The following is a 14,188-nucleotide window of genomic DNA, read 5'->3' as shown; positions in this document are numbered from 1 at the left end:
CGAGACGGCCCGCTCCCGGCCGAGGCACCGCAGTGGGGCGGTGTCTCGGCGGGGGCGGGCCGTCTCGGCGTCAGCGGCGCGCGTGCGTCAGCAGGTGCGCGCCGGGTAGGCCGCGGTCAGGGCGCCCGCGGTGAGCGAGGCGGCCGGGACCGAGGCCTGACGGGTGGTGAAGGCGGCCGAGGCGCTGGCGCCGGGGGCGACGGTCAGCGTCTGCGAGGCGCCGAACGGCGAGCGGATGACGACCGAGAGGGGCGTCGTGCCCGTGTTCTTCACCACTCCGGTGAGGACGACCTTGCCCGCGACGCAGCGGGTGGACGCGGTGAGCGTCGAGGTCGGTGCCGTCACCACCACGGTCGCGGTGACCGTGACGGCCGTGGAGCTCGAGAGCCGACGGTCGGCGGCGTTGTAGGCCGTCGATCCGTTCGCGCCCACCCACTGGTTGTCGTTCGCACCGATCGTGCGGACGACTCCGGTGACGGAGTAGCGGCCGGGCGCCGTCGCCACCGCGGAGGTGTTCCAGGTGACCGGCTGCGAGGCGGTGCCCCGGTTGTAGGCGAGCACGACGTCGGCGCGGGCGGGCAGAGCCGCCGCGGCGTCGGCGCCGGAGGCGACCGTCACCTCGCCGAGGTCCGAGCGGACCGCGGAGGCGGCGTCGGCCGAGCGGACCTCGGCGTACTGCCCCGCGGTCAGCGAGACGATGCCGCCGTGCTTGGTCGACGAGGCGAGCGAGAAGCCCGGGTCGGTGAGCTGGGTCCAGCCCGTGTCGAGGTCGTTCGTCACCATCGGCTTGTAGCCGGTCGCGGGGATCACGTCGACGTACAGGTACCAGGTGTCCTCGCCGTGGTCCTTGAACACCGCGGGGCCCTCGACCCCACCGGGGTTGCCGCCGGACCACACCGCGCCGATGCGCGACTGGATCTGCGTCCACGAGGTCGTCGGCAGCCACCAGGTCGCCGAGGTGGTCGACTCCATGTAGATGCCCTTGCCGGTGCCGTTGTCCTTCGAGATCCGGTAGGTCGTGCCGGAGTCCTGGATCAGCGTGGTGTCGATCGTGTCGGCCCCGGTGTCGATGAAGGTGCCGCCGTACGAGTAGGTGGCCTGCGTGAAGTCCGTGGTCGCTCCCCAGAGCACGCGGGAGGATCCGGTGCCCGGCGTGTGCGCCGCGGTCGGGTAGACCGTCGAGGACCAGTAGACGACGAACGCGCCCTTGCCGGGTCCCGCGTAGTCCGGCACCCACGTGGCCTCGGGAGCCCACATCATGCCGGCCTCGAGCTTCTTCGTCCCCGCGGCGTCGAGCGCCACGTCGAACTGCCGGACGTCGCTCCACGACACGAGGTCGCTCGACTCCCAGACGTTCATCTTCGTGCTGCCCTTGGTGGTCCAGTAGCACCAGGTGTCGCAGGTGCTGGGGCCCCGGTCGCCGCCGAAGACGCGGAGGTCCGTGGCGATGATGTAGTACTTCTTCGTGTCGGGGTTGTAGGTCAGGTACGGGTCGCGGACACCGGTGGTGCCGAGGTCGGAGGCCAGGATCGGCTTCGCGCCGTTGAGCGGGTCCCACTTCTCCGGGTCGTCGCCGCGGGAGACGTCGAGGTAGATCTTCTCGGCGTAGCCCTGGGAGTCCTCGACGAAGTGGACCATCATGTAGCCGTAGGGGGTGTCGACGCCAACCTGCGGCTCGACCGTCACGGCGATCGAGCGGGTCTGCACGATTCCGCGGATCGACGCCGTCGCGGTGAGCGACGAGGTGCGCGCGGCCTGGCCCACGGCGGGGCGGTCGGCGCTGAGGGTGCGGCCGTCGGCCGAGACGCGCAGGGTCGGGTCGCTGGAGGACCAGGTCACCGCTCCCCCGTAGTCGGGCAGGTTGGTGGTCGAGTCGTCGACGGTGAGCGGGGCGACCCCGGCCAGCACGGCGGCGGCGATCGGGGAGAACGTGGAGGCGTGAGGCTTCGCGTCGACGCTCGACACGGCCACCACCTCCGCCCCGGTGAGCGCGCGGTCGTAGACGCGGAACGCCGAGACCTCGCCCGTGTAGAACGGGTCGGGGTACGGTGCTCGGCCGATCGTGTTCAGCGACTGGTCCGCCACCGACGAGGGGCGCAGAGCGGTGGGCGCTGAGGCGACCTGGACGCCGTCGACGAAGAACGAGATCGTGCCGGCGCTGCCGTCGATCACCGAGGTGAGGCTGTACCAGCGGTCGGCGGTCAGGGCGGAGGCGCTGCGGGCGTTGTTCTCGCCGTTCCCTCCGCTGGTCGTGATCGCGGTGCGCACGCGGTCGCGGACGGACGCGAACCAGTACTGGTTCGTGCTGTCGCTGCCGATGTTCCACAGGAAGTGGAAGTTCGAGAGCATCGACGCGTCGGCGCGGGTCTCGATCGTGACGGTGGCCGACGAGCGACCGGTCAGCAGGTTCGCGGGCAGCTGCACCCAGGGGGCGGTGGTGCTGCTCTTGGGGCCGCCGGTGAGGCGGAGCGACGTGCCGGTCCAGAGCGCGTCGGTCGCGTTGCGGACGGTGGCGGCTCCCACGCCTCCGCTCACGGTGTTCGGGACAGCGCTGCCGGTGGTCTGCGTGAACCGGTAGTCGGCGAGGAGGCCCTGCTGCGGGATCACGGCATCGGCCGCCTGCGCGGCCGGAGCCGGGGCGACGAGGCCCGAGAGCAGCACTGCTCCGAGGCCGAGCGCGGCGAGCGCTGCGCGCAGCGGCGCTCGCCGCGCGGGTGTGGTGGTGGGGGGCATGGTGCTCCTTCAGTGGAGTGGTGCGGTTCGGGGGGAGGGTCTCGGGGTGCCGGGTCGAGCAGCGCCGTCAGGGACGTGTCGGGACCTGTGTGCGGAGCGCGGGGGTCTCGATACGCCGCTGCACTGCTGCTCGACCGGCATGGTGGGGGCGGCTGCGCCGGCTGCTCGACCGGCAGGAGGATCAGCCGCAGGTGAGCGCCGGGTGGCTCGCGGTGACGGTCGCGGTGCGGCCGGCATCGTCGGTGCCCGCGACGGCGACCGTCGTGGATCCGACCGGGACGCTCGCCTGGCGGGTCGTCACGGCGGTCGACGTGCTCACTCCGCCGGCGAGCGCGGTGACCCGCTTCGCCGCGGTGCCGGTGCCGATCGTGACGTCGACGGGCAGGTCGTCCGCGTTCCTCACGACCGTGGTGACGACGACCTTGCCGGCGACGCAACGCGCGGCCGAGGTCGCCACCGGCTGCAGCGGCACCGTCGACGCCGGGGCGCCGAGCGAGACGCGGAAGCGCTGGCAGTCGTTGTTCAGGACGCTCCACTGACCGATCCTGGTGCCGTTCTGCGCGGAGCAGTTCGACAGGTCGAGCGCCTTGCCGCTGTGCGCGGCCCGCAGCTCGACGGTGCCGTCGTTGCCCGGGCGGAGGCGCCAGCTGCTGCCCGTGACGCCGCACGCGCCCTGGGTGACGGTCGCGCCGTCGGCGGTGGAGCCCCCGGTGACCGCGAGGCACTTGGCGGCGGCCGAGACGGGGTGCATCTCGAGCGCGCCGTCGGCGGCGGAGCCGAAGGTGACGCGCTGGCAGGGCGAGCCGAGCCAGTCCTGCTGCTGGAGCAGGGCGCCGTCGGCCGTGGAGCAGTTCGGCAGGTCGAAGGACTTGCCGGTGACGAAGGATGTGACGGCGACGGGTCCGGCGGGGCGCAGCACCCACTCCTGAGCCGCGGCGGAGGTGGCGGCCGCCTGGCGGACGGTCGGGCCGGACGCCTCCAGCAGCTTGCCGCTGGTGCGGTTCGTCAGGGTCGAGTAGCCGCCGGTGGCCGGGGCGACCGTCCACTGCTGGCAGCTCGTGGTGAGCCATGCGGACTGCTGGAGCCCGGCGGTTCCGGTGGCGCAGCCGACCGGTCCGAGCGCCTTGCCGCTCGAGGCGTTCATCACGCGGAGGGTGCCCTCGCCGGTGGCGTCGAGCATCCAGTTCGCGCGCGGGGTCGAGCAGGAGCCCTGCACGACGCCTGCGCCGTCGCCGCTCTGCGCGGAGGAGACGGTGGCGCAGAGGCCGGTGCTGCGGCTGACGAGCTGCCACGGGGCGCCCTCGACGCGAGCGGTGATCGGCGCGTTCTCGCCGCTGGGGACGGGGATGCGGGCCGCGGTGCCGAGCGGAGCGCCGAAGTCGGGCTCACCGGTCGCCGTCCACTCCACGATGTGCGCGCGGGCCGAGCGCTGGCGGCTGCAGCCGTCGTTCGGGCCGGGGTTCGCGTGGTACAGGTTCCAGGTCTCGGTGCCGTCGGGCGAGTCGAAGAAGTCGTTGTGGCCGGTGCCGTACTCGCCGTTCGCCTTCGAGAAGACAGGTCCGTCGCTCTTGGTCCAGGAGGAGGCGAGCACCGGGTCGCCGGTGCCGTCGTACTCGAGTGTGCCCAGCTGGTAGTCCTCGGTGCCGCAGAAGCTCGCCGAGTAGACGATCCAGGTGCGGCCGTCCTTCTGCAGCGGGATCGGTCCCTCGTTGACGGGCATGCCGATGGTCTCCCACGGCTCGACCGGCTCCGAGAGGACGGTGCCGGTGCTGGTCGCGGTCCACGGGTCCGACATCCGGGCGATGTAGTTGCTCTGGAGGCCGTTCCCGGGCTGGAACTCGGACCAGGTCATGAACAGCTCGCCGTTCAGCTCCAGGTACGCGCCGTCGATGTTCCACCGGTCGGTCGGCACGGGGCGGCCCTTGTAGGTGTACGGGCCCATCGGGTCGTCCCCGGCGCTCTCGATCACCTGCAGGTGCTGGCCGTCGAAGTTCGCCGCGGTCCCCATCGTGTACATGAGGTACCAGCGCCAGCCGTTCGGGCCCTGGAGCCGCTGCAGCTCGGGCGCCCACATGTTGGCGTTCCGGCCGGGGTTCGTGTCGGTGTAGACGGTGGTCGGGGCGGTGGTGCCGAGTGCCGCGAGGGTGGGCGCCTTCCGCATCACGACACGGTTGTCCCACGTCGTCGCGACCATGTAGTAGTTGCCGTCGTGGAACTCGATCGTGGGGTCGGCGGTGTCCGGAGCGATCGGGTTGGTGAAGGTCGGCTCGCCGAGGGCGACGGCCGGGGAGGCGGCGGTGAAGGGCAGTGCCACCACCGCGGCGAGCAGGATCAGCAGCCCGGCCGTGAGGCGGCGCCGGAGCCCTGCGGATCGGGGGCGCCCGGCGTCGGCGGGCGTCGGTGCGGTCGTCATCGTGACTCCATCGTCAGGGCGGCGTGGGGCCCGGAGGCGCACCGTGAGCGGCGCGCCCCCGGGGGCGGAGGGGCTCCGGAGACGCGCCGGAGGGCGCCGCGGAGAGAGGCCCGGTGGACCTCGGAGAAGAACTGGCCGTGCCTCGCAGGATCCGGCGCGACCTCCACCTCGAGGTCTCCGACGCCACCGGCCGCACGGTTTGTTCACGGTAACAGGGCCGTTGCGCAAACTCAACGGCCCCCGTCAGAGGCGTGGCATCGGCTCACGGCGCCTGCGGTCCCCGCGGTCGCGTTCGCAACGGAGGAAGGATCCGCGGTGCCCCGCGGAACGGCGCGGATCAGGAGGGCCGGATCGGACGTTCGTCCTGAGTTGTGACCAGCACTGCCGTCCCGAGCCGCCGTCCTCGGCCCTCCTCTGCCGCCACTCCGCACCTCCGCCGCCGCTGTCAAGAGGGGAGAGACGGCCCACGCCCCTCGCCTAGGGTGCCGGGATGCCCCGCACCCGGACGTCCCGCGCCGCCCTCGCCTGGCGGGAGGCGGTCACCGGCTCGCGCCTGATGCTCGCTCTCAAGACGGCGCTGGCGGTCGGCATCGCCTGGGCCGTCGCGCCGCTCGCTCCCGGAGTCGCGGAGCAGTACCCGTACTACGCGCCGCTCGGCGCCCTCGTGAGCATGTACCCGACCCTGATGGGCTCGGTCCGCACCGGACTGCAGACCCTGCTCGGCCTGGCGGCGGGGATCGGGCTCGCCGCCCTCGTGGTGGTCACCGTCGGCCCGACCTGGTGGACGATCCCGCTCGTCGTCGGGATCGGCGTGGTCCTCTCGGGGACGGGGTGGTTCGGCGCGGGCCGCGAGTACGTGCCGATGGCGGCCCTCTTCGTGCTGATCATCGGCGGGGCCGACGCCGAGGACTACTCCCTCGGCTACCTCGTGCAGATGGCGGTGGGCGTAGTGGTGGGGCTGCTGGTGAACGTGGTCGTCGCCCCCGGGCTCACTGTCGAGGCGGCGTCCGCCCGGGTGGACGCGTTCCAGCGCGAGCTCGCGGAGCACCTGCGCCAGCTGGCTGCCGCGCTCGAGGAGACGTGGCCGCCCGAGCACGAGGCGTGGGCGCGCAACGGCGAGGAGCTGGCCCGGACGGCGGTGGAGGTCCGCGCGGCCCTCGCGGACGCGGACGAGAGCCGCAAGGGCAACCCGCGCGCGCTGCTGCACCGGCGCGACTCCCGACCCGACCACCTCCGCCTCGAGACGCTCGACGCGATCCTCTTCCACGTCCGCGATCTGAGCGGCGCCCTCGCGGACACCATCTGGGAGCGGCCGGGCGCGCTCCCGTTCGATCCGGCGCTCGGCCCGCCGCTGAGCGAGGCCTGCCGGGCGGTCGCCGACGCGATCGACCGCGACGACGCCGGCTCCCCCGCCGCGCACCGGGCGATCGGGGGCGCGGCCCGCGCGATCCGGCACCTCGTGCAGGTCGTCGATGAGCGGACCGCCGCGACCTCCCGGACCCTCGGGCCCGGCGTCCTCGCGGCGATGCACCTCCGCCGCGTCCTGGTGCGCCTGCAGCACGACGGCGCGGAGCCGCAGGAGGAGTGAGGTCTGGCGCCTCCCGCCCCATACTGATATGGTGATGGGACATCAGGAGGACGGGGACGACGTGGAGCGGACGGTGACGACGACGAGCCTCCGTGGTCGCACGCCGGAGCGGGCGACCACGGAGGCTCACCTGGCCTTCGGGCAGGCGCTACTCGCAGACGAAGAAGGCGACCTCCACGTAGCCCATCGTCTGCGAACGGGTGTCGACGTCGGAGTTCTCGACGGTCACGCCGGACGCGGCGAAGCTGCTGCCTCCTGCGCCCGTCGACGCGTTGGCCGCGTAGGAGCCGCCACCGCGCACCCACAGGGAGGTGCCGCCGCCGGCACCGCCGAAGTAGCCGCCGCCGCCACCACCGGACGCGTAGGTCACCTGGCGGCTCGCGTTCGTCCTGGCTGCGCCGGCACCGCCGTCGCGCCCGGAGCCCGGGCTGCCGAGAACCGTCTCGGTCACGTTGACCGTCGTCACACCGGGCTGCCCCGGCCCGGTCTGGCTTCCGCCGGTGCTCGGGGCCTGCTCCGTGGAGCCGGTGCTGCTGTCCGCGCGCGAGACGGCGCTCTCGTAGCCGGAGCCGCCGACGGGACCGCCGGACCCCGCGTTCGGCCCGACGCGGGCGGACCGGGTGAAGTCGTTCGAGGTGAAGCCGGCTGCGCTACCGCCGCCGCCGCCCGCGATGACGAGCAGGGAGCCCGCGGCGGTGATCCCGCTGGCCCCGCCCCCTCCTCCGGAGCCGATGTAGCCCGGAGTGCCCGGAGCCCCGCCGTTGCCGAGCCCCCGGCCGCCGGCCTGGTTGCTGCCGCCCGAGCCCGCGGTGATGACGATCTCGGACGCTCCGCCGAGCGCGTCGACGGGGATGGTGCCCGTCACCCGCGCACCGGCGCTGGTGACGTCCGACCCGGTGCGGACGCCGCCGCCGTCTCCGCCGACCGCCGTGAAGCGGACCCACTGGGTTCCCGCGGGCACGGGGATCGTCCGAGCCGCGAGCGCGGTGGTCGAGGTGGCGTCGATGCGCTGCGCGTCCTGCAGGGCGCACTGGGGGGCGGTTGAGGCCGACGCCATCGGAGCGGCGATCGAGGCGGCCACAACAGGAATCGCCCATGCGGCGCCCTTCACCACGGTTCGGCGCTGGGTCAGACGATCGGGGGCGCCGGTCGGCGTGCTGGTGTCTTCGTTCTGCATCGGAGTCCTTCTGTCATCGTGCACCCCTGGGTATCGGGGGCAGAGTCGGGTGAGAGGCGCGGGAGGATGCCCGTGCCGCTCCGACAGAGTCGCCTGCTCCGCGACGGGGCACGCCGCTCGAGGCCGCTCTGGCGCGAACCTGCCCTGAGGCGGCGCGCCGCGCCCCCCGCGCCTCATCCTCAGCGACTTCTCCGCAGCGCCGACCAGTCGTGCACGACGTCGCAGATGCCCCGTCGGACTCGCCGATACGGAAGCTCCGAGCGGGCGGCCCGACTCGCGAGCACCCCGGACAGAGCGGCCCGGAGAGCCCGCGACGGGCGAGCGCAGAACCCGACGTCAGTCCGGCGCCGGCCCGCGACGGCCGAACGGGCAGCCCGGCGTCAACCCGGCGTCACGCCCCGACGGCCGAACGGCCAGCCCGGCATCAGCCCAGCGCCAGCCCGGCGTCAGCCCGCGTCGGCGAGCAGCGCCTCGCGGTCGAGCCGCTTCGCGTAGCAGCGCGCGCTCGGCTCGTCGCCCCAGTAGCCGTAGCCCGCGATCGGGTCGTAGCCGGCGCTCGCGTAGAGCGCCATCGCCTCCGGCTGCTCCGTGCCGGTGACCAGTCGGAGCAGCTCCACGCCCTCGCGGGCCGCCAGCCGCTCGACGCCGGCGAGCAGCACCCGGCTGAGCCCGCGGCCCCGCGCGGCGCTCACCACGAACATCCGCTTGATCTCGCCGATCCCGTCCTCGACCGCGAGCGCCACGCAGCCGACGAGCCCGCCGTCGACCTCGAGCAGCAGGGTCGGAGCGTCGGCGGGCGGACGCGGACCGGTGTCGTCGCCGCCGTAGCGGGCGAGGAGGTCGGCCTCCTGCAGGGCGAAGAGGTCCGTGGCTGCCGGGTCTCCGGCCGTGGTCTCGATCAGGCGGTGCACGGCACGATGCTACGGCGCGGCGGCGAGCCCCGCGGCGATCCCGGTCAGCTGCTCGAGCACGGCCCGCACGGCCGAGCGCTCCAGCGTCTCGGGTCGGGCGAGGCAGTCGATGTGGCGGCCGAGCCCCGGGATCCCGAGCGGCCGCAGCACCACCTCCGGCGTGCGCCGCAGGTCGGTCGTGTACCGCGGCAGCAGCGCGACGCCGTCGCCCGCCGACACGACCGCCGCCGCGACCAGGAAGTCGTTGATCCGGTGCGGGATGCGCGCGTCGCCGCCCGCGAGGACCGCGATGGCGTCGATCGCCCGCTTCAGGGGGAAGCCCTCGTGCACCGCGACCCACTCCTCGTCGCGGAGGTCGGCGGGGCGGACGACGTCCTTCGCGGCGAGCGGATGGTCGCGCCGCAGCGCGAGGTCGAGCGGCTCGAAGAGGAGGGGCGTGGAGCGCACGGTCCCGGGCCACTCGGCGCTGCCGGCGAGCCGGTGCGCGACGACCAGGTCGTGATCCGCGGTCAGCCCGGCGAAGGCGCTCTGCGCCACGTCGAAGTCGGCGAGCGCGACGCCCGGCCGACCCGGTGCGCGCAGCGCCTCCAGCAGCGGGCCGAACATCGCCAGCCCCGCGCTGTGGAACGCGGCGACCGAGACCGTGCCGCTCGGCTCCCCCTCGAAGTCCGCGACCGCCCGGGCCGCGCGCTCGAGCGCCACCTCCACCTCGACCACGGCGGCCGCGAGAGCGCGGCCGGCGGGGGTCAGCGCGGTCCGGCGCCCGTCGCGGAAGGTCAGCGCCGTCGGCGTGCGGCGCTGCAGCGCGCTGATCTGCTGCGAGACGGAGGAGGGGGACACCCGCATCGCGGCGGCGACGGCGGCGATGCTCCCGCGCTCGCCGAGCTCCCGCAGAGCCCTGAGCTGTCCGAGTTCCATGAGTTCCAACTTACGCGTCGGCGCAGAAGATGCAGTCTTGTCCTGCGGGTCTCCGTGCCACCACGATGAGCCGTGCGCGCTCTCCTCTCCCGCTTCCGGGTCGACCTCCTCCTGCTCGTGGTCGCCGCCTCCTGGGGCTCCACCTACTTCGCGGCGAAGGAGCTCGTCACCGACTCCAGCGTGATGGCGCTGCTCGGCTCGCGGATGACCCTCGCCGCCCTGTGCCTGGCCGTGATCGTCGCGGCGCGGCGGCACCGGATCACCGCGGCGGAGTGGCGGGTCGGCGTGACCATCGGGGCGCTGCTCGCGACGATCTTCGCGCTCGAGACCTACGGCATCGCCGGCACCTCCGCCACCAACGCGGGCCTCATCATCAGCCTGACGATCGTGATCACGCCGATCCTCGACTCCGCCGTCTCGAAGCGCCGCCTCCCGGGCCGCTTCCTGCTCGCATGCCTCGTCGCGGTCGTCGGAGTCGCGCTGCTCGCGGGCAACGGCGCCCTCCGCCCGCTCTCCCCCGGCGACCTGCTGATCCTCGGCGCCGCCGTCGTGCGGGCCGTGCACGTCACGTCGATGCACCGCCTCTCGGCGCGGGCGCCGATGGACTCCCTCCGCCTGACCACGGTGCAGCTCGGCACCTGCGCCGTCGTCTTCAGCGCCGCGTCGCTCGTCGTCGGCGTGCCGATCCCCGAGTACGTCGCGGGGCTCGACCCCGTGGGCTCCGGCCTGTTCCTCTACCTCGTCCTGGTCTGCACCGTCTTCGGCTTCCTCGTGCAGACGTGGGCGGTCCGCCGCACCTCCCCCTCCCGCGTCAGCCTCCTGCTGGGCACCGAGCCGGTGTGGGCCGCGGTCGTCGGAGTCGCGCTCGCCCGCGACCCGATCGCGCCGGTCGGCTTCCTCGGCATCGCGCTGATCCTCGCGGGCACGGCCTGGGGGCGCTCCCTCGAGCAGCGGACGGCACCCGACGTGCCGACCGCTGCGGCCGCTCCGGAGGCGCTGCTCGCCCCCGAGCCGGAGGACGAGCAACGGCGTCCCGTCGAGCGGTAGCCGGGTCAAGGGCCTCGCGCGCGGCGCCCCGATGTGGGGGAATCGGATCGGGAGGCGTCCGCCGCGGGCGCCGCCGGAGGAGGATCCATGTCGCTCAGCGTGCTGTTCATCGGCGGGACGGGCATCATCAGCGCCGCCTGCGTCCGCGAGGCGCTGCGGCTCGGCCACGACGTGACCGTGCTGAACCGGGGGCGGACGTCGCTCCGCCCGCTGCCCGAGGGCGTCCGCGAGGTGCAGGCCGACGGTCGCGACCGCGACTCCGTCACCGCCGCCCTCGGCGACCGGAGCTTCGACGCCGTGATCGACTTCGTCGCCTTCACGCCCGAGCACGTGCAGCAGGACATCGACCTGTTCTCCGGCCGCACGGGCCAGTACGTCTTCATCAGCTCGGCCTCGGCCTACCAGAAGCCGCCGCGCAGCCTCCCGGTCACCGAGTCGACTCCGCTCCGGAACCCCTACTGGCAGTACTCCCGCGACAAGATCGCGTGCGAGGACCTGCTCGTGGCCGAGTACCGCGCGAGCGGCTTCCCGGTCACGATCGTCCGCCCCTCGCACACCTACGACCGCACCGCGCTGCCCGTCGACGGAGGCTGGACCGTCGTCGACCGGATGCGCCGCGGCCAGGAGGTGGTCGTCCTCGGCGACGGCACCTCGCTCTGGACGCTCACGCACGCCGGCGACGTCGCTGTCGGCCTCGTCGGTCTTCTCGGCGCCTCCGCCGCGATCGGCGAGGCGTTCCACATCACCGGCGACGAGACGCCGACCTGGGACGAGATCCACCGCGACCTCGCCGCGGCGGCCGGAGTCGAGCCGCGCCTCGTGCACGTCGCCTCCGACGCGATCGCCGCGGCCGACCCCGAGCTCGGTGCCGGGATCATCGGCGACAAGGCGCACTCGATGGTGTTCGACAACGCGAAGATCCGCCGCCTCGTCCCGGCCTACTCCCCCTCGGTGCGCTTCAGCGACGGCGCCCGCGAGATCGTGGAGTGGTACGACGCCGACGAGTCGCGCCGCGTGGTCGACGAGCGGATGAACGGCCTGTTCGACGCGCTGATCGAGCGGTACCGGCCGCGCCCGCTGTGAGGGTCGGGCGGGGGGTGCGCGAGTCCGCCGGCTCCGCCCCTCCCGGCCGCTGCACCCCGCTCGGCTCCTCCGCCCGCGCCGGCGCCCCCGCTCAGCCGATCGGCTCGAGCCGGACCAGGAACCCGCCCGGCACTCCCGGCTGCAGCTCCTGGTACTCGGACGGCACGCGGTAGGAGCCCTCGCCGACCGCCGTCACGGTGAAGGCGTCGTCCGTGCGCGTCCCCGCGAGGAAGACGGTGTAGACGTCGGTGCCGTCCTCGGCGGTGCGCTTCCCGGCCGCCGCGCCGACCCAGCGGTGCCCGCCCGGATCGGCCGTCGCCGTCTCCCCTAGGGTCGCGTCGATCGCGGCCGGGTCGACGTTCACGGCGCGGATCCCGTCCTGGCACTCGCGCCAGACGCCCGTGAATCCCGGGTCGGGGTCGGAGTAGCAGAACATCATCGACCCGTCGGGCGCGACGTGCAGGTCGCCGTAGCCGCCGACCACCGGCCCGGAGACGGGGGCGGTCGTGGGCCCGGTCGTCGGCCCGGGGTCGGTCGGCGCGGTGCACCCGGCGAGCGCGAGGACGAGCACCGCCGCCGCTCCTGCTCGCCACGTCATGTGCGCAACCTACTGGAGCCGCGCCCCCGCCCGTCCGGGTGCCGAGCCGGGAGTCGTCCGAGCGTCCGCCGGGAGGCGGCCCGCCCTCAGACCAGCCGGCGGCCGCTGAAGCGGTCGACGGGGGTGTCGTGCCGCATCGCCCGCTCGTACATCCGCCGGAACGGCTCGGTGAGCACGCCGTTCGTCCGGTCCAGCGAGTCCTGCCAGGCCACGATCTCCCCCAGCTGCGCGGCGAGATCCCCGCGGAGGGCCGCCTCGTCGACGGTGGTCGAGACGCCCTTCGAGACGACGACCCGGCCCGCGACGATCACGGTGTCGATCGACGAGCCGTTCTCGGAGTAGACCAGCTGGTTCTCGAGCCGCTGGCGCGGGGTGAAGTTCAGCGTCTCGAGGTCGTAGACGACGAGGTCGGCCTGCTTGCCGACCTCGATGCTGCCGGTGACGTCGTCGAGCACGGCGCTGCGCGCGCCTCCGATCGTGCCGGCCGTGAGCACCTCGGACACGGTCGGCCAGGTGGCGATGTCCGGATCCGTGACCTTGTGCAGGAGCGCCGCGGCCTTCACGACGTCGAGCATGCGCGGAGAGTCGCTGCTCGAGCAGCCGTCGGTGCCGAGGCCGAGGTTCACGCCCGCGTCGTGCAGCGCGCGCCACGGGGCGATGCCCGAGCCGAGCTTGAGGTTCGAGATCGGGTTGTGCGAGACGGACGTGCCGGCGGCGGCGATCCGCTCCATGTCGGAGTCGGTGAGCCAGATCCCGTGGGCGAAGGTCGTGTTCGGGGAGAGCGCGCCGATCCGATCCATGTACTCGACCAGCGTCGAGCCGTAGGACAGCTCGCCGGTCACCAGCTGCGTCTTCGTCTCGAGGACGTGGATGTGGCACTCCGCCCCGTGCTCGAGCGCCAGCTCGGTCGCCCCCACGAGCAGCTCGGGTCCGCAGCGCTGAGGAGCGGACGGGGCGACCATGTAGCGCAGCCGCCCGCCTCCCCTCCCGTGCTGGGTCGCGAACGCCTCGCGGCTGAAGGCGAGGTAGCCCTCCGTCGTCGGGCGCGACGCCGACCGCGCCTGATCGAGGATCTCCGCCGGCACGTACTCCTCGAGGAACGGCATCGTCTCGTGGAAGGGCCTGCTGATCACGTGGCCCGAGATGTTGGCGCGGACTCCGATCTCGTCGTACGCGTCGAAGACCGCGGCGAGCTGCTCCGCGTCCTGGTCCGGGTTCTCGAGCACGTCGTCGACCAGGGTCGTCACCCCGGCCTTCAGCGATTCGAGGGCGAAGAGCGACGAGCGCAGCCGCACCAGATCCGGAGCGACGCGGCTGTTCCCGAGGATCGGGTACGACAGCAGCATCCACAGCTCGAGCGGCAGGTTGTCGTAGCGGCCCTTGTAGAGGTACTCCCACGAGTGGGTGTGGGCGTTGACGAAGCCGGGGAGGACCAGGCGGTCGCGCCCGTCGATCACCTCGTCGCCCGGCTCGGGGACGAGGCCCGGGCCGATCCCGACGATCAGCTCGTCGACGATGCGGATGCTCGCCGTGATCGGGACGGCGCCCGAGACCGGGTCCATGGTGATCACGGCGGCGTCGGAGAGGAAGAGGGGCATGGCGGTTCCGTTCGTGGTGCGGGGTGGGACGGGGCGGAGTGCCACATCCACGTCCTCGAGACGAAGACGCAGCTGGTGACCGGCGAGCTGTCCTACGGCTCGACGCTGGTCGAGTACATGGA

General features: G+C 73.5%; 10 protein-coding genes. 3 read left to right on the top strand and 7 right to left on the bottom strand.

What is annotated here, in order from left to right; genetic code table 11:
• Positions 1 to 87 precede the first annotated feature (87 nt).
• Together C5D66_RS15375 and C5D66_RS15370 are read right to left on the bottom strand one after the other, a co-directional pair.
• Positions 88 to 2,733, bottom strand: a complete 2,646-nt coding sequence (locus C5D66_RS15375) for a LamG-like jellyroll fold domain-containing protein (RefSeq protein WP_104255621.1) — start codon at positions 2,731 to 2,733, stop codon at positions 88 to 90.
• A gap of 181 nt (positions 2,734 to 2,914) precedes the next feature.
• Positions 2,915 to 5,146 carry a family 43 glycosylhydrolase gene (locus C5D66_RS15370; RefSeq protein WP_104255620.1) on the bottom strand — a complete coding sequence of 744 codons (2,232 nt, stop codon included), beginning with the start codon at positions 5,144 to 5,146 and terminating at the stop codon, positions 2,915 to 2,917.
• A 490-nt stretch (positions 5,147 to 5,636) separates the two neighbouring features.
• Here C5D66_RS15370 and C5D66_RS15365 point away from each other — a divergent pair, with 490 nt between their 5' ends.
• Positions 5,637 to 6,734 carry an aromatic acid exporter family protein gene (locus C5D66_RS15365; protein ID WP_104255619.1) on the top strand — a complete coding sequence of 366 codons (1,098 nt, stop codon included), beginning with the start codon at positions 5,637 to 5,639 and terminating at the stop codon, positions 6,732 to 6,734.
• A gap of 148 nt (positions 6,735 to 6,882) precedes the next feature.
• Here the strand turns inward: C5D66_RS15365 and C5D66_RS15360 are convergent, their stop codons facing one another.
• The 3 genes from C5D66_RS15360 to C5D66_RS15350 form a co-directional block, all read right to left on the bottom strand.
• The gene (locus tag C5D66_RS15360; protein ID WP_146079257.1) at positions 6,883 to 7,911 is read right to left on the bottom strand and encodes a hypothetical protein; all 1,029 of its coding nucleotides are present in this window, start codon (positions 7,909 to 7,911) and stop codon (positions 6,883 to 6,885) included.
• Positions 7,912 to 8,357: 446 nt separating this feature from the next.
• Positions 8,358 to 8,822 (bottom strand): GNAT family N-acetyltransferase, encoded by a 465-nt coding sequence (locus C5D66_RS15355; RefSeq protein WP_104226986.1) that lies wholly within the window; start codon positions 8,820 to 8,822, stop codon positions 8,358 to 8,360.
• 9 nt (positions 8,823 to 8,831) lie between these two features.
• Positions 8,832 to 9,740, bottom strand: coding sequence for a LysR family transcriptional regulator (locus tag C5D66_RS15350; RefSeq protein WP_104255617.1), 909 nt, complete (start codon positions 9,738 to 9,740; stop codon positions 8,832 to 8,834).
• 72 nt (positions 9,741 to 9,812) lie between these two features.
• Between C5D66_RS15350 and C5D66_RS15345 the strand changes: the two genes are divergently transcribed.
• The gene (locus C5D66_RS15345; protein WP_219814341.1) at positions 9,813 to 10,787 is read left to right on the top strand and encodes a DMT family transporter; all 975 of its coding nucleotides are present in this window, start codon (positions 9,813 to 9,815) and stop codon (positions 10,785 to 10,787) included.
• A gap of 87 nt (positions 10,788 to 10,874) precedes the next feature.
• Positions 10,875 to 11,870 (top strand): SDR family oxidoreductase, encoded by a 996-nt coding sequence (locus C5D66_RS15340; RefSeq protein WP_104326985.1) that lies wholly within the window; start codon positions 10,875 to 10,877, stop codon positions 11,868 to 11,870.
• A 91-nt stretch (positions 11,871 to 11,961) separates the two neighbouring features.
• Here the strand turns inward: C5D66_RS15340 and C5D66_RS15335 are convergent, their stop codons facing one another.
• Both C5D66_RS15335 and C5D66_RS15330 read right to left on the bottom strand, forming a co-directional pair.
• The gene (locus C5D66_RS15335; protein WP_146079256.1) at positions 11,962 to 12,468 is read right to left on the bottom strand and encodes a hypothetical protein; all 507 of its coding nucleotides are present in this window, start codon (positions 12,466 to 12,468) and stop codon (positions 11,962 to 11,964) included.
• An 86-nt stretch (positions 12,469 to 12,554) separates the two neighbouring features.
• Positions 12,555 to 14,188: amidohydrolase (locus tag C5D66_RS15330; RefSeq protein WP_308471822.1), on the bottom strand; the 1,634-nt coding region annotated here is incomplete at its 5' end.

It is taken from the genome of Rathayibacter sp. AY1B4 (assembly GCF_002932815.1).
Taxonomy (GTDB): Bacteria; Actinomycetota; Actinomycetes; order Actinomycetales; family Microbacteriaceae; genus Rathayibacter.
The sequence above is the reverse complement of the archived record's forward strand: the minus strand, read 5'-3'. Positions and strand labels throughout refer to the sequence as shown.

Bases quoted from the DNA above. Each gene is read 5' to 3' on its own strand.
- C5D66_RS15375 (WP_104255621.1), bottom strand. From the start codon at position 2,733: ATGCCCCCCACCACCACACCCGCGCGGCGAGCGCCGCTGCGCGCAGCG.
- C5D66_RS15370 (WP_104255620.1), bottom strand. From the start codon at position 5,146: ATGACGACCGCACCGACGCCCGCCGACGCCGGGCGCCCCCGATCCGCA.
- C5D66_RS15365 (WP_104255619.1), top strand. From the start codon at position 5,637: ATGCCCCGCACCCGGACGTCCCGCGCCGCCCTCGCCTGGCGGGAGGCG.
- C5D66_RS15360 (WP_146079257.1), bottom strand. From the start codon at position 7,911: ATGCAGAACGAAGACACCAGCACGCCGACCGGCGCCCCCGATCGTCTG.
- C5D66_RS15350 (WP_104255617.1), bottom strand. From the start codon at position 9,740: ATGGAACTCGGACAGCTCAGGGCTCTGCGGGAGCTCGGCGAGCGCGGG.
- C5D66_RS15340 (WP_104326985.1), top strand. From the start codon at position 10,875: ATGTCGCTCAGCGTGCTGTTCATCGGCGGGACGGGCATCATCAGCGCC.
- C5D66_RS15335 (WP_146079256.1), bottom strand. From the start codon at position 12,468: ATGACGTGGCGAGCAGGAGCGGCGGCGGTGCTCGTCCTCGCGCTCGCC.